The sequence below is a fragment of the Streptomyces sp. HUAS MG56 genome, assembly GCF_058673395.1.
Map to the genome: position 1 here is coordinate 2,233,062 of NZ_CM178722.1, position 15,537 is coordinate 2,248,598.

Below are 15,537 nucleotides of genomic sequence, written 5' to 3' on the forward strand. Positions count from 1 at the left end.
GTGCGCGGCGGGAGCGCGGGCGTGGGCGCCGAGCTCCGGCCATCGGTTGATCACGGGCCCTTGTACGGCAGTAGGGTGACGCCCGTGGCACCACGACCCTTGCATGAAATCGTCGAACCGGGCTGGGCGAAGGCCCTGGAACCCGTCGCCGGGCGGATCGCGCAGATGGGCGACTTCCTGCGCGCGGAGATCGCCGCGGGACGCACCTATCTCCCGGCCGGATCCAACGTCCTGCGTGCGTTCCAGCAACCCTTCGACGACGTACGGGTCCTGATCGTCGGTCAGGACCCGTATCCGACCCCCGGGCACGCGGTGGGCCTGTCGTTCTCGGTCGCCCCCGAGGTACGCCCGCTGCCGCCGAGTCTGATCAACATCTTCCGTGAGCTGAACACCGACCTGGGCCTGGCCCAGCCGTCCAACGGCGACCTGACCCCGTGGACCCAGCAGGGCGTCCTGCTGCTCAACAGGGCGCTGACCACGGCTCCGCGCAGCCCGGGCGCCCACCGCGGCAAGGGCTGGGAGGAGGTCACCGAGCAGGCGATACGGGCGCTGGCGGCGCGCGGAAAGCCGCTGGTGTCGGTGCTGTGGGGCCGGGACGCGCGCAATCTGCGCCCGCTGCTGGGCAGCCTGCCGGCGGTCGAGTCCGCGCATCCCTCGCCGATGTCGGCCGACCGCGGGTTCTTCGGTTCGCGCCCCTTCAGCCGGGTCAACGACCTGCTGGTCCAGCAGGGCGGAGAGCCGGTGGACTGGCGTCTGCCGTGACCGTCCCCGGATATCTGGCGGTCGACTCCGGGGGCTCCGGTGTCCGGGTCGCCGTCGGCGTGCCGGGCCGGGCGCCGGCCGCCCGGCGGGAGTCACGGGAACCCGTCCGCACGGGTGCGCGGGGCATCGATCCGGCTCATCTGCTGGCGCAGCTCCTCCCCCTGGCCCGCGCGGCGGCCGTGGAGGCCGGCGTGGACGGGCTGGACACGGCCGTCGTCGGCGCCACCGGATTCGCCACGCTGGGTGACGCCCTGCGCGCCGAGCTGCCGGGCGCCCTGGCCCGGGAGCTGGGGGTGCGGCGGGTGGCGCTCGCCGCCGACGCCGTCACCGCCTATGTCGGCGCCCTCGGGCCGCGGCCGGGCGCCGTGCTCGCCGCGGGCACCGGGCTGATCGCGGTCGGCACCGATCTCGCCCGGTGGCGGCGGGCCGACGGCTGGGGACATCTCCTCGGCGACTGCGGCGGCGGTGCCTGGATCGGCCGGGCCGGCCTGGAGGCGGCGCTGCGCGCCCACGACGGCCGCGACGGCGGCTCCGTACCCCTGCTGGCCTGCGCCGAGGAACAGTTCGGGCCGGTGGGCGAACTGCCGGGCAGGCTCTACCCGCGCACCGACCGGCCCGCCGTGCTGGCCTCGTTCGCGCCCGCGGTGGCCGCGTGCGCCGCGCACGACCCGATGGCCGCGGACGTCCTGCGCGCGGCGGCGCGGCACATGGCCGACTCCGCCGCGGCGGTGTGCCCGGCGGACGGGGTGCCCGAACTGGCGCTCACCGGCGGCCTGTTCGGCATGGGCGAGCCGCTCATCGGACCGCTGCGCGAGGAGCTGGCGAGCAGGCTGCCGCACGCCCGGCAGGTGCCGGCCGAGGGCGATCCCCTGCACGGCTCGGTACGCATCGCGGCCGACCTCGCGGCGGGGCGGCTCACTCTGCCGAGTGAACCGGCGATGCTCTCCGTGGTCCCCGTACGAGGGGGTTGAGCGAACGGGCGGAGCAAGCGGGTCGAGATCACCGTAAAAGCGGATTGTTCGCCCTGTCGGCCCATGTTCCCGGCACGTGCCCGGAACACGTGTCCTTGGTGCGTAAATCATCAGACAAAACAGGACGGATACCGCTCACCTGCACCCTCCCCGAACGGAGGAACCCCCGAAGCCAGTAACATGCGGCGCCATGAGCTCCCCCACTGGACCCGCGTCCGGCCTGCCAGTACGAATGCCGCGACCTCGTCAGCCCGGACGGCACCGCCGACCGGAACCGCTGGCGGCTCCCGAGGGCGCGCCCGCGCTCGTCCTCGCGGTGCCCGGCGCGCCCAGCACCACCACCCGTGGCCTCGCCGAGGAGGTCGTGAGCATCGCCCGCTCCGAGCTGCCCGGCCTGGACGCCCGGATCGGGTACCTGGACGGGGACGACGCCGAGTTCCCCACGCTCCGCTCCGTGCTGGCGCACGCCGCCGAGGAGCGCACGGCCCGCTACGAGCAGGCCGTCGCCGCCGGTGTCGAGGGGATCAAGGAGCCCGACGGCCCGGTCGCCGTCGTCGTGCCGCTGCTGGCCGGTCCGGACAGCGCCCTGCTGCGCCAGATCCGCCAGTCCGTGATGGACAGCCGGGTCGCCGCCGATCTGACCGACGTCCTCGGCCCGCACCCGCTGCTCGCCGAGGGCCTGCACGTGCGGCTGTCCGAGGCGGGCCTGGCCCGCGCCGACCGCGCCCGGCTGTTCACCGTGGCCACCGCCGCCGACGGCATCATCCTGGCGTCCGTGGGCGGCGACGAGGCGGTGCAGGCGGCCGGGATCACCGGCATGCTGCTCGCCGCGCGCCTGGCCGTGCCGGTGATGGCGGCGGCCCTGGACCAGGAGGGTTCGATCTCCTCCGTCGCCGAGCAGCTGCGCTCGTCCGGCTCGCAGCAGCTGGCCCTGGCGCCGTACCTGATCGGCCCGGAGATCGACGCGGGGCTGCTCGCGGCGGCCGCCGAGGAGGCGGGCTGTGCCACGGCCGAGTCGCTCGGCGCGTACCCGGCGATCGGCAAGCTCGCCCTCGCCAAGTACACGACCGCGCTGGGCATCGCCCCGCAGCAGCCGCAGGGCACGCCGGTCCGCTGATCCCACGCCGGCACCCACCCGGCATCCGTACGGCCGAGGGCCCGCTCCACACCCGGAGCGGGCCCTTCGCACTCAGCCGAAGACGACGCAGGAGGCCGCGGGCACCGGCACCGAGCCGTCGTAGCGGGGCAGCCCCGTCGCCTCGTCCACGGCGAACCAGGTGACGTCGCCGGAGCGCTCGTTGGCCACGTAGAGGAAGCCGGCACGCTGGGCGAGCGCGCGCGGCCAGTTCCCGCCGCAGGTCACCGCGCCGACGAGGCGGAGCGCGTCGCCCTCGACGGCGAGGACCGACAGGACGTCCTCGCCGCGCGTGGCGGTCCACACGAAGCGGCCGTCGGGCGAGACCACGATGCCGGACGGATAGGCGTCGCCCGCCGGGGCGCCGGGCAGCACCGGGACCTCGGTCAGAGGCTTCAGGGAGCCGCGGGCGGCGTCCCAGCGGCAGACGGTCACCGTCGGGGTGAGTTCGTTGACGACGTAGGCGTGCCGGCCTTCCGGATGGAAGGCCAGATGACGGGGGCCGGCGCCGGGGCGCAGGGCGATCTCGCGGTGCACGACGGGGACGCCGGCCGCGAGGGCGCACACCCGTACCGAGTCCGTGCCGAGGTCGATGCTGACGACCCAGCGGCCGCTCGGGTCGGGCTGGACCTGGTGCGCGTGGGGGCCGCGCTGGCGCCGGTCGTGCGGGCCGGAGCCGGTGTGCTGGAGCAGCCCGGAAGCCTTGGCGGCGAGGGTGCCGTCCGGGCGCAGCGGTACGGCGGTGACGCTGCCGGAGCCGTAGTTGGCGGTCAGCACGTGGCCGTCGTACAGGCCGAGGTGGGTGGGGCCGCTGCCGTCCACCGGCACGGGCGGTCCGGCGAGTTCCGGCCGCTCGCCGCCGACCCGGAAGGCGGCGACGGCGCCCTCGGCCGTCTCGCTGACCGCGTAGAGCGTGTCGCCGTCGGGTGAGAGGGCCAGATACGACGGGTCGCGGACGTCGTCGGCGGTGGCCCCGAGCGTGAGGGCGCCGCCGTCCGGCGCGACGGTCGCGGTGACCAGTCCGGGGCCGCCCGCCGCCGTGAACGAGCCGATGAACGCCCGGTGCCCGCCGGAGCTGCCGTCCTGTGCCACCGCTGTCCCCTCTCGGTCGTCCCGGTGGAGCCGGTCCGGGGCCGACGGTAGCAGTCGATCACGCGGGGTCTAGACCAAGAGACACAGGGCGCGCCCCCCGGAATGCGGCGTCGGCTCAGGCGCCCACGAGCCGCGAACCTGACGGCGACCGCAGGGGCTCGGCAAGATCGGCGAGGGCACGCTCCAGGCCGTGCAGATGGGCCAGGGCGGGCGGGTGGGCCGGGATGGACTCGGCGGAGGGTGCGGTGCGGCCGCGGTGCGGCTCCGGGCGGCCAGCCGTGAGCGCCTCGACGGCGGCCTCCACCCGCCAGCAGGCCGCTGCCAGCCGGGCGTCGTGCGAGGCCTCGGGGTCGGCCGCGACCGCCACCAGGCCGCGCACCTCGCGGACGCAGTCGTCGAGGAGCGCGAGGACGCGGCGGGCGCGCTCCTTGCGGGCCGGCATCGGGTTCAGCGGGTGCACCAGCGGGGCGACCGCGAGCCGGACCCGGCCGAGCAGCTGCTCCAGCTCGGCCACGCGCGGCGCCGGGTCGGCCGTCGCGGAGCCCGCGAGCCGGTCGGCGGCCTCGGCGGTGCAGGCGTGGACGCAGCGCAGGGCGCGCTGGATCCAGCCGTCGGTGACGGCGTGGGTGGTGACCGGCAGGACGAACAGCACGGCGAGCGCGGCGCCGAGCGCGCCGACACCGGTCTCGACCAGGCGCAGGCCGAGCAGACCGGGGCTGAGGACGCCGAGGAGGCCGTAGAGGGACTCGGCGAGCACGGTCACCCAGAGCATCATCCAGGTGTAGGAGACGGCGGCCGAGTAGAAGATGCCGAAGACGGCGATCGCGACGAGGACGGCGGTCGGGACGGGCGCGCCGTGTACGGGGACGGCGACGAGGAAGCCCAGGCCGATGCCGATCAGCGTGCCGAGGACGCGGCGGAAGCCGCGCACCAGCGTCTCGCCGCGCGAGGCGGTGTTGACGAAGACCCACCAGGTGGCACCGACGGCCCAGTACCAGCGCTGTTCCGACACCAGCTGGCCCACGACCAGTGCGAAGCCGGCGCCCGCGGTCGCCTGGACCGCCTGTCGCGTGGTCACCCGGGCGAGGCCGGTCCCGGCCGGCGCGGACGAGGCCGAGGGTGCGGCGGCCGGGGGCAGCCGGCGCTCGTAGCACCACAGCCCGAAGCGCACCACGGCCGCGCTCAGCACGGACAGCAGGACGGCGGCGTACAGCTCGGGCAGCTTCTCCGGGGTGGCGTGCACGAACTGGGCCACGAAGAAGGTCATGAAGGCGAACACGCCGAGGCTGTGCCCGCGCGGCCCCCAACGGCGCGCGTACACCCCGGCGCCGACGACGGCCAGGAAGGCGAGGTCGCGCGCGACGGGGAACGCGTGCAGCTCGGCCGCGGCGGCGAGCACCGGCACGCCCACGACGGGCAGCAGCGCGGTGGTGACCGCCTGCCCCCGCACGGTCGCGTCGGCCACGGTGAACAGCGCGAGCAGCGCGGCGAGGCCGCCGGTGACCGCGCCGACGAGGGAGTGTCCGGCGGCGAAGCAGACGACGACCGCCAGCCCGATGCCGAGGACGGCCCGCGCGGCGAAGCGCAACCGCGCCCGGCCCGGGTCCGGCGCCACGAACATCCTCTTCAGCACTGCTGCCCTCCCCATGGAACTCCGGCACAGAAAAGGCGCCGCGGGGATCCGCAGCGCCATCGACGTCTCCATGAGAGCATCACTCGGCTCACTGGCTCAAGTGATCGCCGAATCGCTGGTCCATTGGCACAGCACGGGCAGTGCCGCGGCGCTCATGGAAAAGCCAACGGACCAGGTCGGAGGGTCTTCGTCCCGGCGACACGCCTGAGCCATTGGTACAGTCACCGGTCATGGCCGTGGACGAACTCGACACCCGCATCCTGCGACTGCTTCTGGAGCAGCCGCGCACCAGCGTGCGCGAGTACGCCCGCGTTCTCGGCGTCGCCCGCGGCACGCTCCAGGCCCGGCTGGACCGCATGGAACGCGACGGCGTGATCACCGGCACGGGCCCGTCCCTCTCCCCCGCCGCGCTGGGCCATCCGGTGCTGGCGTTCGTGCACATCGAGGTCACCCAGGGCCATCTGGACGACGTGGGGGACGCGCTGGCCGCCGTACCGGAGATCGTGGAGGCGTTCTCCATCACCGGCGGCGGGGATCTGCTCGCGCGCGTGGTGGGCCGGGACAACGCCCATCTGGAGGACGTCATCCAGAAGCTGATCAGCCTCCCGGGCGTGGTGCGCACCCGCACCGAGGTGGCGCTGCGCGAGCGCGTCCCGTACCGGCTGCTGCCCCTGGTGGAGTCGGTCGGCCGGGCGTCCCGCACCTGAGGCGGGGCCCGCGGATCGGCGTGGCCCATGGGAGCCCGGCACGAGCCGGTACGACATGACGTGCGTCGGGCACGACCGCTCGCGGATCCCCGTCGTGCGCACGCGGCCGTGACTGCATAGCGTGATCGCATGACCACAGACCAGGCCGGACCGGTGCCGGTCGTCGGTGACCGGCGGTGGAAGGCGCTCGCCGTCTGTCTGACCGCGGCCTTCATGACGCTGCTGGACACCTCGATCGTGAACGTGGCCCTGCCCTCGGTGGAACGCGGGCTGCACGCCGACGAGGCCGACCTGTCCTGGGTGATGTCCGGCTACGCGCTCGCCTACGGCCTCTGCCTCGTCCCGGCGGGCCGGCTCGGGGACATGCGCGGGCGGCGGCAGACCTTCCTGACCGGGCTCGCCCTGTTCACGCTGGCGTCGGCGGCCTGCGGGCTGTCGTCCGGTGCCTCCTGGCTGGTGCTGTTCCGGCTGCTCCAGGGGGCGTCGGCGGCGCTGATCGCGCCGCAGACCTCGGCGCTGATCCAGCAGATGTTCCAGGGCCCGGAGCGGGCGCGCGCGTTCGGCATGATGGGCAGCACCATCGGGATCTCCACCGCGGTCGGCCCGCTCGCGGGCGGCCTGCTGATCCAGGCGTCCGGCGGCCCCGAGGGCTGGCGCTGGGTCTTCTACGTCAACCTGCCCATCGGCGTGGCCGTCTTCTGCGCGGCCCTGCGACTGCTGCCCCGCTCCCCCGGTTCGGCGGGCAGGCGCGAGAGTTTCGACCTGCCGGGCGTCCTGCTGCTCGGTGCGGGCGTGCTCGCCCTCATGCTGCCCCTCGTGCAGAACCAGCAGTGGCACGGGCGGTCGAAGTGGGCACTGCTCCCGGCCGGAGCCGGCCTGCTGGCCGCGTTCTGGGCGTGGGAGCGGCAGCAGGGGCGGCGCGGCCGGGCGCCGCTGATCGACCTCGGGCTGTTCCGGCTGCGCTCCTTCACGCTCGGCGCGCTGCTGAGCCTCGTGTACTTCGGCGGCTTCACGACCCTGTTCTTCGTCTACACGCTGTTCCTCCAGAACAGCATGGGGTACGGCGCTCTCGCGGCGGGGCTGTCGTCCATGCCGTTCGCGCTGGGCGCCGCGGTGGGCTCCGCGCTCGGGGGCCGGCTGGTGCTGCGGTTCGGGCGCCGGACGGTCATCGGCGGCCTGACCACGGTGGCGGTGGGGATGGTCGGCGTCGTCACGGCCGTGCAGTTCGTGCCGGGGCGGGCGGTGGCCTGGGGGGCCGCGCTGCCGCTGCTCGTCGCCGGACTCGGCTCGGGCCTGACCATCTCGCCGAACACCACCCTGACCCTCTCCCGCGTCCCGGTGGGGCGGGGCGGGGCCGCGGGCGGGGTCCTCCAGACCGCCCAGCGCATCGGCTCGGCCGCCGGCATCGCGGTCGTGGGCTCGGTCTACTTCGCCCATCTGGCCCACCGCGGCAGCCCCGCGGCCGCGCTCCAGCTGGGCCTGGTCACGTCCATTGGCATCATTCTGCTGGCCCTCGTCCTGGCCTACGCCGACCAGCGCGAGCGGCGCTCTCACCCGGAGGAGGAGAAAAGACCGGAGGCCGCCAGGCAGGGGGCGTAGCCGGAGTCGTGCCGGGGTGCGGGACGGGGCGGCCCGTGGGACGAGGCGGCGCGCATGGCGCCGCTCCCGCCACCGCCGGCCTCACGACCTGCGCCGCGGCTTCCCCCGCTTCGGCGTCGGCTTGCCCCCCGCCGTGCGGGCCCGGGGCGTGCGGCCCGGGGACTTCGCCTGGGGCTTCTGGCGGGTGCCCGCGCCCTCGGAGCGCCTGGGCTTCTGTTCGGCAGGCGGTTGGGTGCGGCCGCGGGTGCTGTTGACCGTGCGGCCGCGGACGACGCCGATGAAGTCCTCCACCAGGTCGGTGGTGGCCTCCTCCGGCCAGGACAGGGCGACGCCGGACTGTGGGGCGTCGGTGACGGGGCGGTAGGTGAGGTCCTTGCGGTGGTAGAGGCGGGCCAGTGACTGCGGGACGACCAGGAGCCCGACGTTCGCGGCGACCAGCTCGATCGCGTCCGGTGTCGTCGCGGGCCGCTCGAAGGCGGGCTCGCCGGGCGGACCGTCCCAGTCGAAGACGTCGTCCAGGGGGTGGAAGACCACCTCGTCGGCGAGGTCCGCGAGGGTCACCTCGTCCGCGGCCGTGATCACGTGGTCCTTGGGTACGACGACCACCGTGGTCTCGGTGTAGAGGGGGATCGCGCTGAAGTACGTACGGTCGACGGGGAGCCGGACGAGGCCCGCGTCGGCCTCGGCGGCGCGCAGCACTGCGGGTGCCTCGGCGGCCGATACCTGAACGAGGGTGAGCGGGGTGTCCGGCCGGCGTTCGTTCCAGGTCTTCACCCATTTGGCGGGCGTCACTCCGGGGACGTACGCGAGCCGGAACGACGGTGATTCCTCCGAGCCTGTCACCAGGCCAGGTTACCGGCCGTCGGCTGCGGGGCCGTCACCGGCGGCCCGCCCCCGCGCACGGCCGTGGTCGGCGACCGGGCACACGGCCGATACCCTTGACCTCATGAGTTCGCAGCAGAGCACCCAGACGATGAAGCCCGCGACCGCGGCGAAGAAGCTGGGTGTGTACCTCCCCGCCACCCCCGCCTCGTTCCAGGAGGGCGTCGTCACGCGCGCCGAGCTGAACGAGCTCCAGGCGAACCCGCCGGAGTGGCTGAGCGAGCTGCGCCGCACCGGCCCCCACCCGCGTCCGGTGGTCGCCGCGAAGCTCGGCGTCTCCATCGCCGGTCTCGCGCGCGGCGGGGTGACCGAGGCGCTGACCACCGAGCAGATCGAGGCGCTCAAGCAGGAACGGCCCGAGTGGCTGGAGAAGGAGCGCGCCACACAGGCCGAGGTCCGCAAGGAAGCCACGCGGATCAAACAGAGGAACGCCGAGCGCGCGGAGCAGGCACGCCCCTGACGCACCGAGCGTCCCCGCAACGCCTGGAGCTTGCCCGACGCCCCCATCGCCGAGTCGTACGGCGCGGTGGGGGCGTCGTCGTGCTGCCGGCGCGCCGTCGACGTGCTCACCGTCGCGGCGGTGACGCCCGGGACAGCCGCGCGCGGCTCCGGCTCAGGCTGCACCACGTACTGCGGCTGCCCCGCTGGTGAGAGGCCCCGTGCCGGTCCTCCCCAGGGCCCGCGGGCGTTGTCAGTGGTGTGCCCTACAGTTCCCGTCACTTGATCAGTACGGGTGCGGGAGGCACGTATGGGGTGGGTGTCGGCCGGCGACTACGAAGTCGCCCTCGACGGTGGGAAGGTGGTCTGCCGCAACGCCTCGGGGCGGCTGCTGAAGTCGGTGCCCCCGAAGATCGCGGACGATCCGGCGGTCGTGGGTCTGAAGCAGCTGACGGAGTGGCTGGAGCGGCACAAGCGGCAGTGCCTGGCCGATACCGAGCGGTGGATGGTGCGTTCGCTGCCGGTCCCGCTCGACGTCCTCACGCGCGTGTGGCCGGACCCCGCCTGGCAGGCCGCGCTGCGCGACCTCGTCGTCACCGGAGCCGACGGACAGGTCGCCGGCTTCCTGCGGGACGCCGACCCCGAGCGCGGCCTCGGCCTGGTCGACCTCGACGGCGACACCGTCCGCATCTCCCCCGCCCTCGTCCGCGTCCCGCACCCCGTCCTGCTCGACGACCTGGAGGAGCTGCGGGAGTTCGCCGTCGAACTGGGTGTGGAGCAGCGCGCGCAGCAGCTCTTCCGCGAGGTCTGGCACCGCCCGGCCGCACTCGACGCGGAGGCGACCCAGGTCGAGGAATACGCCGGGGGTTCGTTCAAGGAGCTGCGCTTCCTGCACGGCAGGGCCGCCCAGCTCGGCTACCGGGTGCGCGGCGGGTACGCGGTGTGCCCGGTCCTGGAGGACGGCCGCAGCGCCGAGGCCCGCGTCTGGATCGGCGACTACGACGGCTGGTCGGAGACCGAGACCGGCCCGCTGGCCTGGTCGGACTCCACCGGGAGGGTCCTGAGGCTCGGTCAGGTCGGGCCGGTGGCCTGGTCGGAGGGCATGCGCATGGCGGCCGCGCTCTACGCGGGGCGGGACATCGAGGACGAGGAGCGGGCGGCATGACGTACGACGGGGACAAGCGGAACGACGGGCACGACGGGGCCGCCGTGTCGGCGCTGCTGGATGCCGGTGCCGTCCTGCCGCCGGGCAGCACCGCGCGCGAGGACGCCGACACTCTCACGGTCCGCACCTACACGCACGCCGCCCTGGACGGCCGCCCGGTGGTCCGGCTGGTGCCGGGCACGCTCGGCGAGGCCGAGGACCTGGCACTGGAGTTCCTGGGCCTGACCCGCGAGCCGGAGACTCCCGAGGTCGGGCAGGTGCGCCGGGAGACGCTGGGCTTCCCGGCCTGGGCGCTGGTCCACGACCCGGCCAACGGCCATCACGCGCTCGCCCTGGTGAAGGACGTCGAGCGGCTCGCGCGGCAGGCCAAGTCCAAGCCGGGAGGCGCCAAGGACGGCTTCGAGGCACTCGGCGCCCGGCTGGGCCGGGCCGTGCCGCACTTCCTGCCGACGTTCTACGAACAGGCCGCGCGGGTCTTCCTGGAGCATGAGAACACCACCTACGCGGCCGCGTTCTTCGGCAAGGCCCGGGAGGCCGAGCGGGTGCACGCGCTCGCGGTGGACGAGGAGCGCCAGCGGGCCGTCTTCCTGGAGTTCGCGTTCGCCGGGGCGCTGACCGTGAAGGCGCTCAAGGAGCATGTGCGGGACCTGACCGCCCGGCTCGACCCGGCGGCTGCCTGGACGCAGTTCCGGCAGCTCACGGTGGAGCGCTGTGCGGCCGGGATGCCGCCGTACGCCTCGCTGCCGCAGGACGCGCGCGGGCTGATCAGGGCGGCGGGCCTGGACCGGGTCACCGAGGAGTGCGCGCTGGTCGCCGACCTGATCGCCTCTCCCGCCGCCGTACGCGCGCCGAAGTCCTTCTGGACCGCCTACCGCCCGGTGCTGCCCGTCCTCGCCGAGCGTCGCCCGGAGGTCCGGCTGCGGCTCCTGGAGATCATGCCGGCCGGTCTCGGCCGGGACGTCGAGGACGACGCGTTCTGGCTGACGCTGCTGGCGGAGACCGGGACCGAGCGGCTGCTGACCGATGGGCCGGCGGCCCGGGAGCACGGCGCCGATCCGGCGGACTGGCTGAGCCGCTGGGCGGCCTTCCGCAAGCACGGCGGATCGTACGCGCGGCGCTGCCCGGCCACGCTGGCACTGGTCGAGCGCATGGCTCCGCTGCTGCGGGAAGCGGGCCGCCCGGTGGACCTGTGCACCGGACGCTGGCACGCGGGCGCCGACCTCGATCTGCTGGACCTGTGCGCGGCCGAGCGGATCCCGCTGACGCTGCCGGGCGCCGACGTACCGGTGTATCTGCCGGTGCCCGAATGGCTGTTGGACACCCAGGAGGGCCGGCGTGACCTGGCGGCGGTCGCGGCGGACCCGCGGCTGCGGCGCCTGCTGCACCGGACCATGGGCCGGGTCGGCGGCCATCAGCGATCCGGCGAGCTGCTGAAGTCCGTCGCGGGTCATCCGGTGCTCTCCGACGTGCTGCGGGAATGGCTGGAGGAGGCCGCCGACGACGTCACGCGCGCGGTGGGCCTGCCGGGCGCCCGCGCGGCGCTCGACCGGCTGCGTCCGTTCCGGGTGATCGCCGCCGAGGTCGCCCCCGACGCGGTGGCCCGGGTCGCCGGGCACCAGGTCGCGCCGCTGCTCGGCCGGACCCTGCGCGCCGGCGTCCTGGACGAACTGGGCTGGCCCGCCCTCGACGAGGCGCTGACGCTGCTCGACGACGAGATCGGCGAGGTCGGCAAGGCCGGTCAGAGCGGCCAGGGTGGCCAGGTCGGCAAGAAGAAGCGGAACGACGGTGACGACGAACTGGCCGTCCACGAGGCCTGGCCCGCGCTGGTCCTGAGCCGCGGCCGCAAGGCGGTCGTCGTCGGACCGGAGCGCGTACTGCTCGCACACGACCTGCGCGTGCCGCACGAACTGGACCGCCGGCAGCGCCCCCGATTCCGGTTCGTGGACGGGGAACTGCTCGTGATGTGGCGGAGCGAGAACAAGCAGCACGGCTACTGGTCGGCCCGGCCCGCCGAGGTGTTCGAGCTGGGCGGCGAGCAGTTGCCGACCTGGTGGTCCGGCCGGGAGACGGCGATCGCGTCGGTCCCGCTGGCCGGCGGGGGCCGTGCCACCGGAGGCCGCACGCTGCACGCCGGGGACACGGACCTGCCCCCGTGCCGAGCCGTCATCGGCGACGGCACCACCCTGTGGCGCCAGGGCCGGCAGGGCCGCCGGACGGTCTGGCTGGAGTACGACCCGGCCACCGGCACGCACGGCCGCGCCTCCCTGCCCGCGCTGCTGCGCTCGGGCATCCGCGAGGACGCCGAGCTGCTGCCCGAGCTGTGCGAGGTCCTGCCGCTGCAACCCGGCCTGGAACACAGCCCGTTCGGCACCGACGGCACAGTGCTCGGACGCTGGGTGCGCACCGAGGGCGCCGGTGCCGAGGAGCGCCGGACGGCCGGGACGCCGGACGGGCGGACCGTGTCGCTCGCGATGGACGACGCAGGCGCGGCGGGCGTTCCCCTCGGCGCGCTGCGGCTGCCCTGCGACGCCGAGCCCGTGGTGGCTCAGCTGACCCGCCACCACGCGCGCCCGGGCGGACAACTCGGGCTCTACGCACGCGAGGACACGTCCTGCGACGGGCTGCTGGGCCGCGTGACGCCGAACGCCGGCGGCGGTGAGTACGCCGCCGGGACCCGCTTCGTACCTCCGCTGCCCTTCTGGCACGCGCTGCGCCCGCGTGACGAACAGGGCTCGGCCGCACTGCGTGCACTGGACGACGAGCGGGTCGCCGAGGCGCTCGGGAGGACCACCGAGACGCTGACGTTGCGTCAGAAAGCGCTGGCGAAGGCCGGGAGCGACGAGGCCGCCAGGGCCGCCGTGCCGACCGCCGACCTCATCGTGCTGAAGGCCGTGGAGCACTTCTTCCCGGAGATCACCGACGAGCGGCTGCGCATCGGTGTCGCCGGGCTCGTCAGGTCGGCGTTGCACATCACCGACTCGGCCCTCTCCTTCGCGAGCCCCCCGAAGGAGCCGCCACGGCAGCCGCGCAGCCGGACCGAGGGCATGTTCGCCGACTACAGCCCCGCGCACGGCGACGACCGCACGCTGTCCGACGCCCTGTCCGGTGTCGTCGGCCTGCACGGCTGGTGGCCCGGGGAGCGGTACACCGTGCTGCGGCAGATCCGCGCGGTCAACCACGTGCTGTCCGGCAGGCCCGCCGACGGCCGGCAACTGCCCGGCACGGAGCGGCTCGACGCCCTCACCGACGGCTGGACGAGCGAGGAGCACACCGTCCCGGCGATCGGCCTGACGTGGCCGCCCGTCCTGGGCACCCTGCGGGCGATGCTGTACCGGGCCGCCTCGCCCGTCCTCTCCGACGCGCACCGGGAGGCACTGCTGCTGCTCGGCGAGGCCCTCGGCGAGGGTCCGCTCGCGTCGGCCGACGGCACACTGCGGCAGGTCGTACTGGGCGAACCGCTGGAGGAGAAGCAGCAACAGCGCGACGGGCAGGTACTGCGCCGCGCCGGGCGCACGGTGGTGATCCTCGGTACGCACCGGATCGACCGGCAGCACCACCGGATCCAGTGGCTGGCGCTGGACCACGATCCGGCCGGTGCGTTCGGCGCGGTCGCGCACTTCACGCTGGACGCGGAGACGCGGTACACCCCGACGGTCTCCGCCGAGGACCTCGCCGCCGTCATCGGCCTGGTCCGGGCGAAGGGCGCCGCTCCCTGGCAGCCGGGGGCGCCCGAGGCGCTGATCGCGGCGACCGGCGGCGGGCTGGGGCCGCTCCAGGCCACCGTGCTGCTCGCCGGAGTGCCGCAGGAGGCGCCCGCCGAGAGCCTCGCCGCCGTCGGACTGAAGCCGAAGCAGCGGGAGTTCGGCGCCGCCCTGCTGCAAGCCCTCGGCATGGAGCCGCGGTTGGCGCTCATGGGGGCGCTGCTGCCGGCCGACCCGGTCGCCCTGTGGACGGCGGGACCGGACCTCGACGCCGCCGGGCGGATGTGGACCGAGCGGTTCGGCTCGCTGGTCCGGCTGCCCGAGGACCTCTGCGCCGAGCTGTCCGGAATGGGGGCCGGCGGCGCCGAGGACGTGCTCAACCCGTCCCGCACGCCGTGGCTGAGCCGTACGACGGTGATGCGGTGGGACAAGGACGGCCGGCTCACCCCGGCTGACCCGCAGGCGCTGCCCGGCGGACACACCCTGGCCGAGGCGGTCGGCGCGCTCGCCGCGATGGCCTACGTCCTGCCGTACGGCCATCCGCTGCGCGCTCTCCTGCCGGAGGGGCTCACCGCGGTGCGGCGCCGGATGTCCGACCCGGAGCTGATGCTCGGTCTGGGCGTGGAGTCGACGGAGAAGGGCGGCCCCACCGCGGTGGAGCTGCGCAAGGCCTACGGACTGCCCGCGGCCGGCGGAGCCGACGCCCACGGCACGACCCGGGTCGGCGAGGCGCTCGCCCTGCGCCCCTGGTACCACGACGTCGAGACGGTCCTGGTCCGCCCGGCCGGGCTCACCGGTCCCGACGACGCCGTGTTCGGGCTGCTGGAGGGCCTGGTGGGGCCGCACCGGGGGCACGGCCTGCGCATGTTGCGCACGCTGCTCGACGAGGAGCTGGGCCGCGCGGTCGCGACCGGTACCGAGGGCCTGACGGGATACGCCCAGGACCCGGCCGTCAGCGTGCCGGAGCTGGTCGCCGAGGTCGCCGGGGCCCACGGACTGAGCCAGGACGCGGCCGCGCTCTACCTCCAGCTGCTCGCCCTGCCCGATCCGACGGACCGCAACTGCGCCCGCTGGACCGGCTGGAGGCCCGCACGACTGAAGAAGGCCCGCACCGAGCTGGCCGGCACGGACCTGGTCGTCACGGCCAAGCGGCCGCGCGCCGGGCGGACGTTGTTCCTGCCGTGCGGCTGGCGCGACCTGAAGTCGCCCGCGCTGCCGGTGGAGACCTGGAAGGAGGGCCTGTATCCGGTCCCGGCCCGGCAGCGTGCGATACCGCTGCTTCCGGTGCCGGAGCTGTTCCGGCGCGCCTGGGACCGCGTCCGCGCGGGCGACGCCCCGGCGTACGAGGAACTGACCACCCGCGCGACCCGGCGGGGGCGGCGCCGATGACGTCCCGCCGGCCCTGGTCAGGAGGCTCGCCCCGGCCCCTGCTCCGCGCCCTCTCACCGACCG

General features: G+C 74.9%; 11 protein-coding genes. 8 read left to right on the forward strand and 3 right to left on the reverse strand.

Annotation, left to right across the window (positions count from 1 at the left end):
- The first annotated feature begins 84 nt into the window (after positions 1 to 84).
- From AC4OXY_RS10805 to AC4OXY_RS10815, 3 genes are all read left to right on the forward strand, one after another.
- Positions 85 to 762: a uracil-DNA glycosylase gene (locus tag AC4OXY_RS10805; RefSeq protein WP_491993773.1), complete on the forward strand. Its 678-nt coding sequence runs from the start codon at positions 85 to 87 to the stop codon at positions 760 to 762.
- Positions 759 to 1,733 carry an N-acetylglucosamine kinase gene (locus AC4OXY_RS10810; protein ID WP_356023427.1) on the forward strand — a complete coding sequence of 325 codons (975 nt, stop codon included), beginning with the start codon at positions 759 to 761 and terminating at the stop codon, positions 1,731 to 1,733. Before AC4OXY_RS10805 ends, AC4OXY_RS10810 begins: the two co-directional genes overlap by 4 nt.
- 190 nt (positions 1,734 to 1,923) lie before the next feature.
- Positions 1,924 to 2,850 (forward strand): sirohydrochlorin chelatase, encoded by a 927-nt coding sequence (locus tag AC4OXY_RS10815; RefSeq protein WP_356023425.1) that lies wholly within the window; start codon positions 1,924 to 1,926, stop codon positions 2,848 to 2,850.
- Positions 2,851 to 2,922: 72 nt separating this feature from the next.
- On the opposite strand, the gene AC4OXY_RS10820 is transcribed toward AC4OXY_RS10815, so the two are convergent.
- Together AC4OXY_RS10820 and AC4OXY_RS10825 are read right to left on the reverse strand one after the other, a co-directional pair.
- Positions 2,923 to 3,960: a lactonase family protein gene (locus AC4OXY_RS10820; RefSeq protein ID WP_362820205.1), complete on the reverse strand. Its 1,038-nt coding sequence runs from the start codon at positions 3,958 to 3,960 to the stop codon at positions 2,923 to 2,925.
- 115 nt (positions 3,961 to 4,075) lie between these two features.
- A complete protein-coding gene (locus AC4OXY_RS10825; RefSeq protein WP_356023423.1) occupies positions 4,076 to 5,593 on the reverse strand; it encodes an FUSC family protein in 1,518 nt (505 codons plus the stop codon).
- Positions 5,594 to 5,823: 230 nt separating this feature from the next.
- Here AC4OXY_RS10825 and AC4OXY_RS10830 point away from each other — a divergent pair, with 230 nt between their 5' ends.
- Entirely contained in the window at positions 5,824 to 6,300 is a 477-nt protein-coding gene (locus AC4OXY_RS10830) for an Lrp/AsnC family transcriptional regulator (RefSeq protein ID WP_356023421.1), read from the forward strand.
- 129 nt (positions 6,301 to 6,429) lie between these two features.
- Positions 6,430 to 7,899: an MFS transporter gene (locus tag AC4OXY_RS10835; protein WP_491993774.1), complete on the forward strand. Its 1,470-nt coding sequence runs from the start codon at positions 6,430 to 6,432 to the stop codon at positions 7,897 to 7,899.
- Between the two features lie 81 nt (positions 7,900 to 7,980).
- On the opposite strand, the gene AC4OXY_RS10840 is transcribed toward AC4OXY_RS10835, so the two are convergent.
- On the reverse strand, positions 7,981 to 8,742 hold the full coding sequence (locus AC4OXY_RS10840) for a LysR family substrate-binding domain-containing protein (RefSeq protein ID WP_491993775.1): 762 nt from the start codon (positions 8,740 to 8,742) through the stop codon (positions 7,981 to 7,983).
- Positions 8,743 to 8,845: 103 nt separating this feature from the next.
- Between AC4OXY_RS10840 and AC4OXY_RS10845 the strand changes: the two genes are divergently transcribed.
- The 3 genes from AC4OXY_RS10845 to AC4OXY_RS10855 all read left to right on the forward strand — a co-directional run bounded on the left by AC4OXY_RS10845 (position 8,846) and on the right by AC4OXY_RS10855 (position 15,474).
- Entirely contained in the window at positions 8,846 to 9,241 is a 396-nt protein-coding gene (locus AC4OXY_RS10845; RefSeq protein ID WP_491993776.1) for a DUF5997 family protein, read from the forward strand.
- A 288-nt stretch (positions 9,242 to 9,529) separates the two neighbouring features.
- Positions 9,530 to 10,384 (forward strand): DUF4132 domain-containing protein, encoded by an 855-nt coding sequence (locus AC4OXY_RS10850; RefSeq protein ID WP_491993777.1) that lies wholly within the window; start codon positions 9,530 to 9,532, stop codon positions 10,382 to 10,384.
- On the forward strand, positions 10,381 to 15,474 hold the full coding sequence (locus AC4OXY_RS10855; protein WP_491993778.1) for a hypothetical protein: 5,094 nt from the start codon (positions 10,381 to 10,383) through the stop codon (positions 15,472 to 15,474). Before AC4OXY_RS10850 ends, AC4OXY_RS10855 begins: the two co-directional genes overlap by 4 nt.
- The last annotated feature ends 63 nt before the right edge of the window (positions 15,475 to 15,537 follow it).

What these genes read in the sequence shown, in the direction of transcription:
- AC4OXY_RS10845 (WP_491993776.1), top strand. Translation starts at nt 8,846, where the DNA reads ATGAGTTCGCAGCAGAGCACCCAGACGATGAAGCCCGCGACCGCGGCG.
- AC4OXY_RS10855 (WP_491993778.1), top strand. Translation starts at nt 10,381, where the DNA reads ATGACGTACGACGGGGACAAGCGGAACGACGGGCACGACGGGGCCGCC.
- AC4OXY_RS10815 (WP_356023425.1), top strand. Translation starts at nt 1,924, where the DNA reads ATGAGCTCCCCCACTGGACCCGCGTCCGGCCTGCCAGTACGAATGCCG.
- AC4OXY_RS10830 (WP_356023421.1), top strand. Translation starts at nt 5,824, where the DNA reads ATGGCCGTGGACGAACTCGACACCCGCATCCTGCGACTGCTTCTGGAG.
- AC4OXY_RS10850 (WP_491993777.1), top strand. Translation starts at nt 9,530, where the DNA reads ATGGGGTGGGTGTCGGCCGGCGACTACGAAGTCGCCCTCGACGGTGGG.
- AC4OXY_RS10835 (WP_491993774.1), top strand. Translation starts at nt 6,430, where the DNA reads ATGACCACAGACCAGGCCGGACCGGTGCCGGTCGTCGGTGACCGGCGG.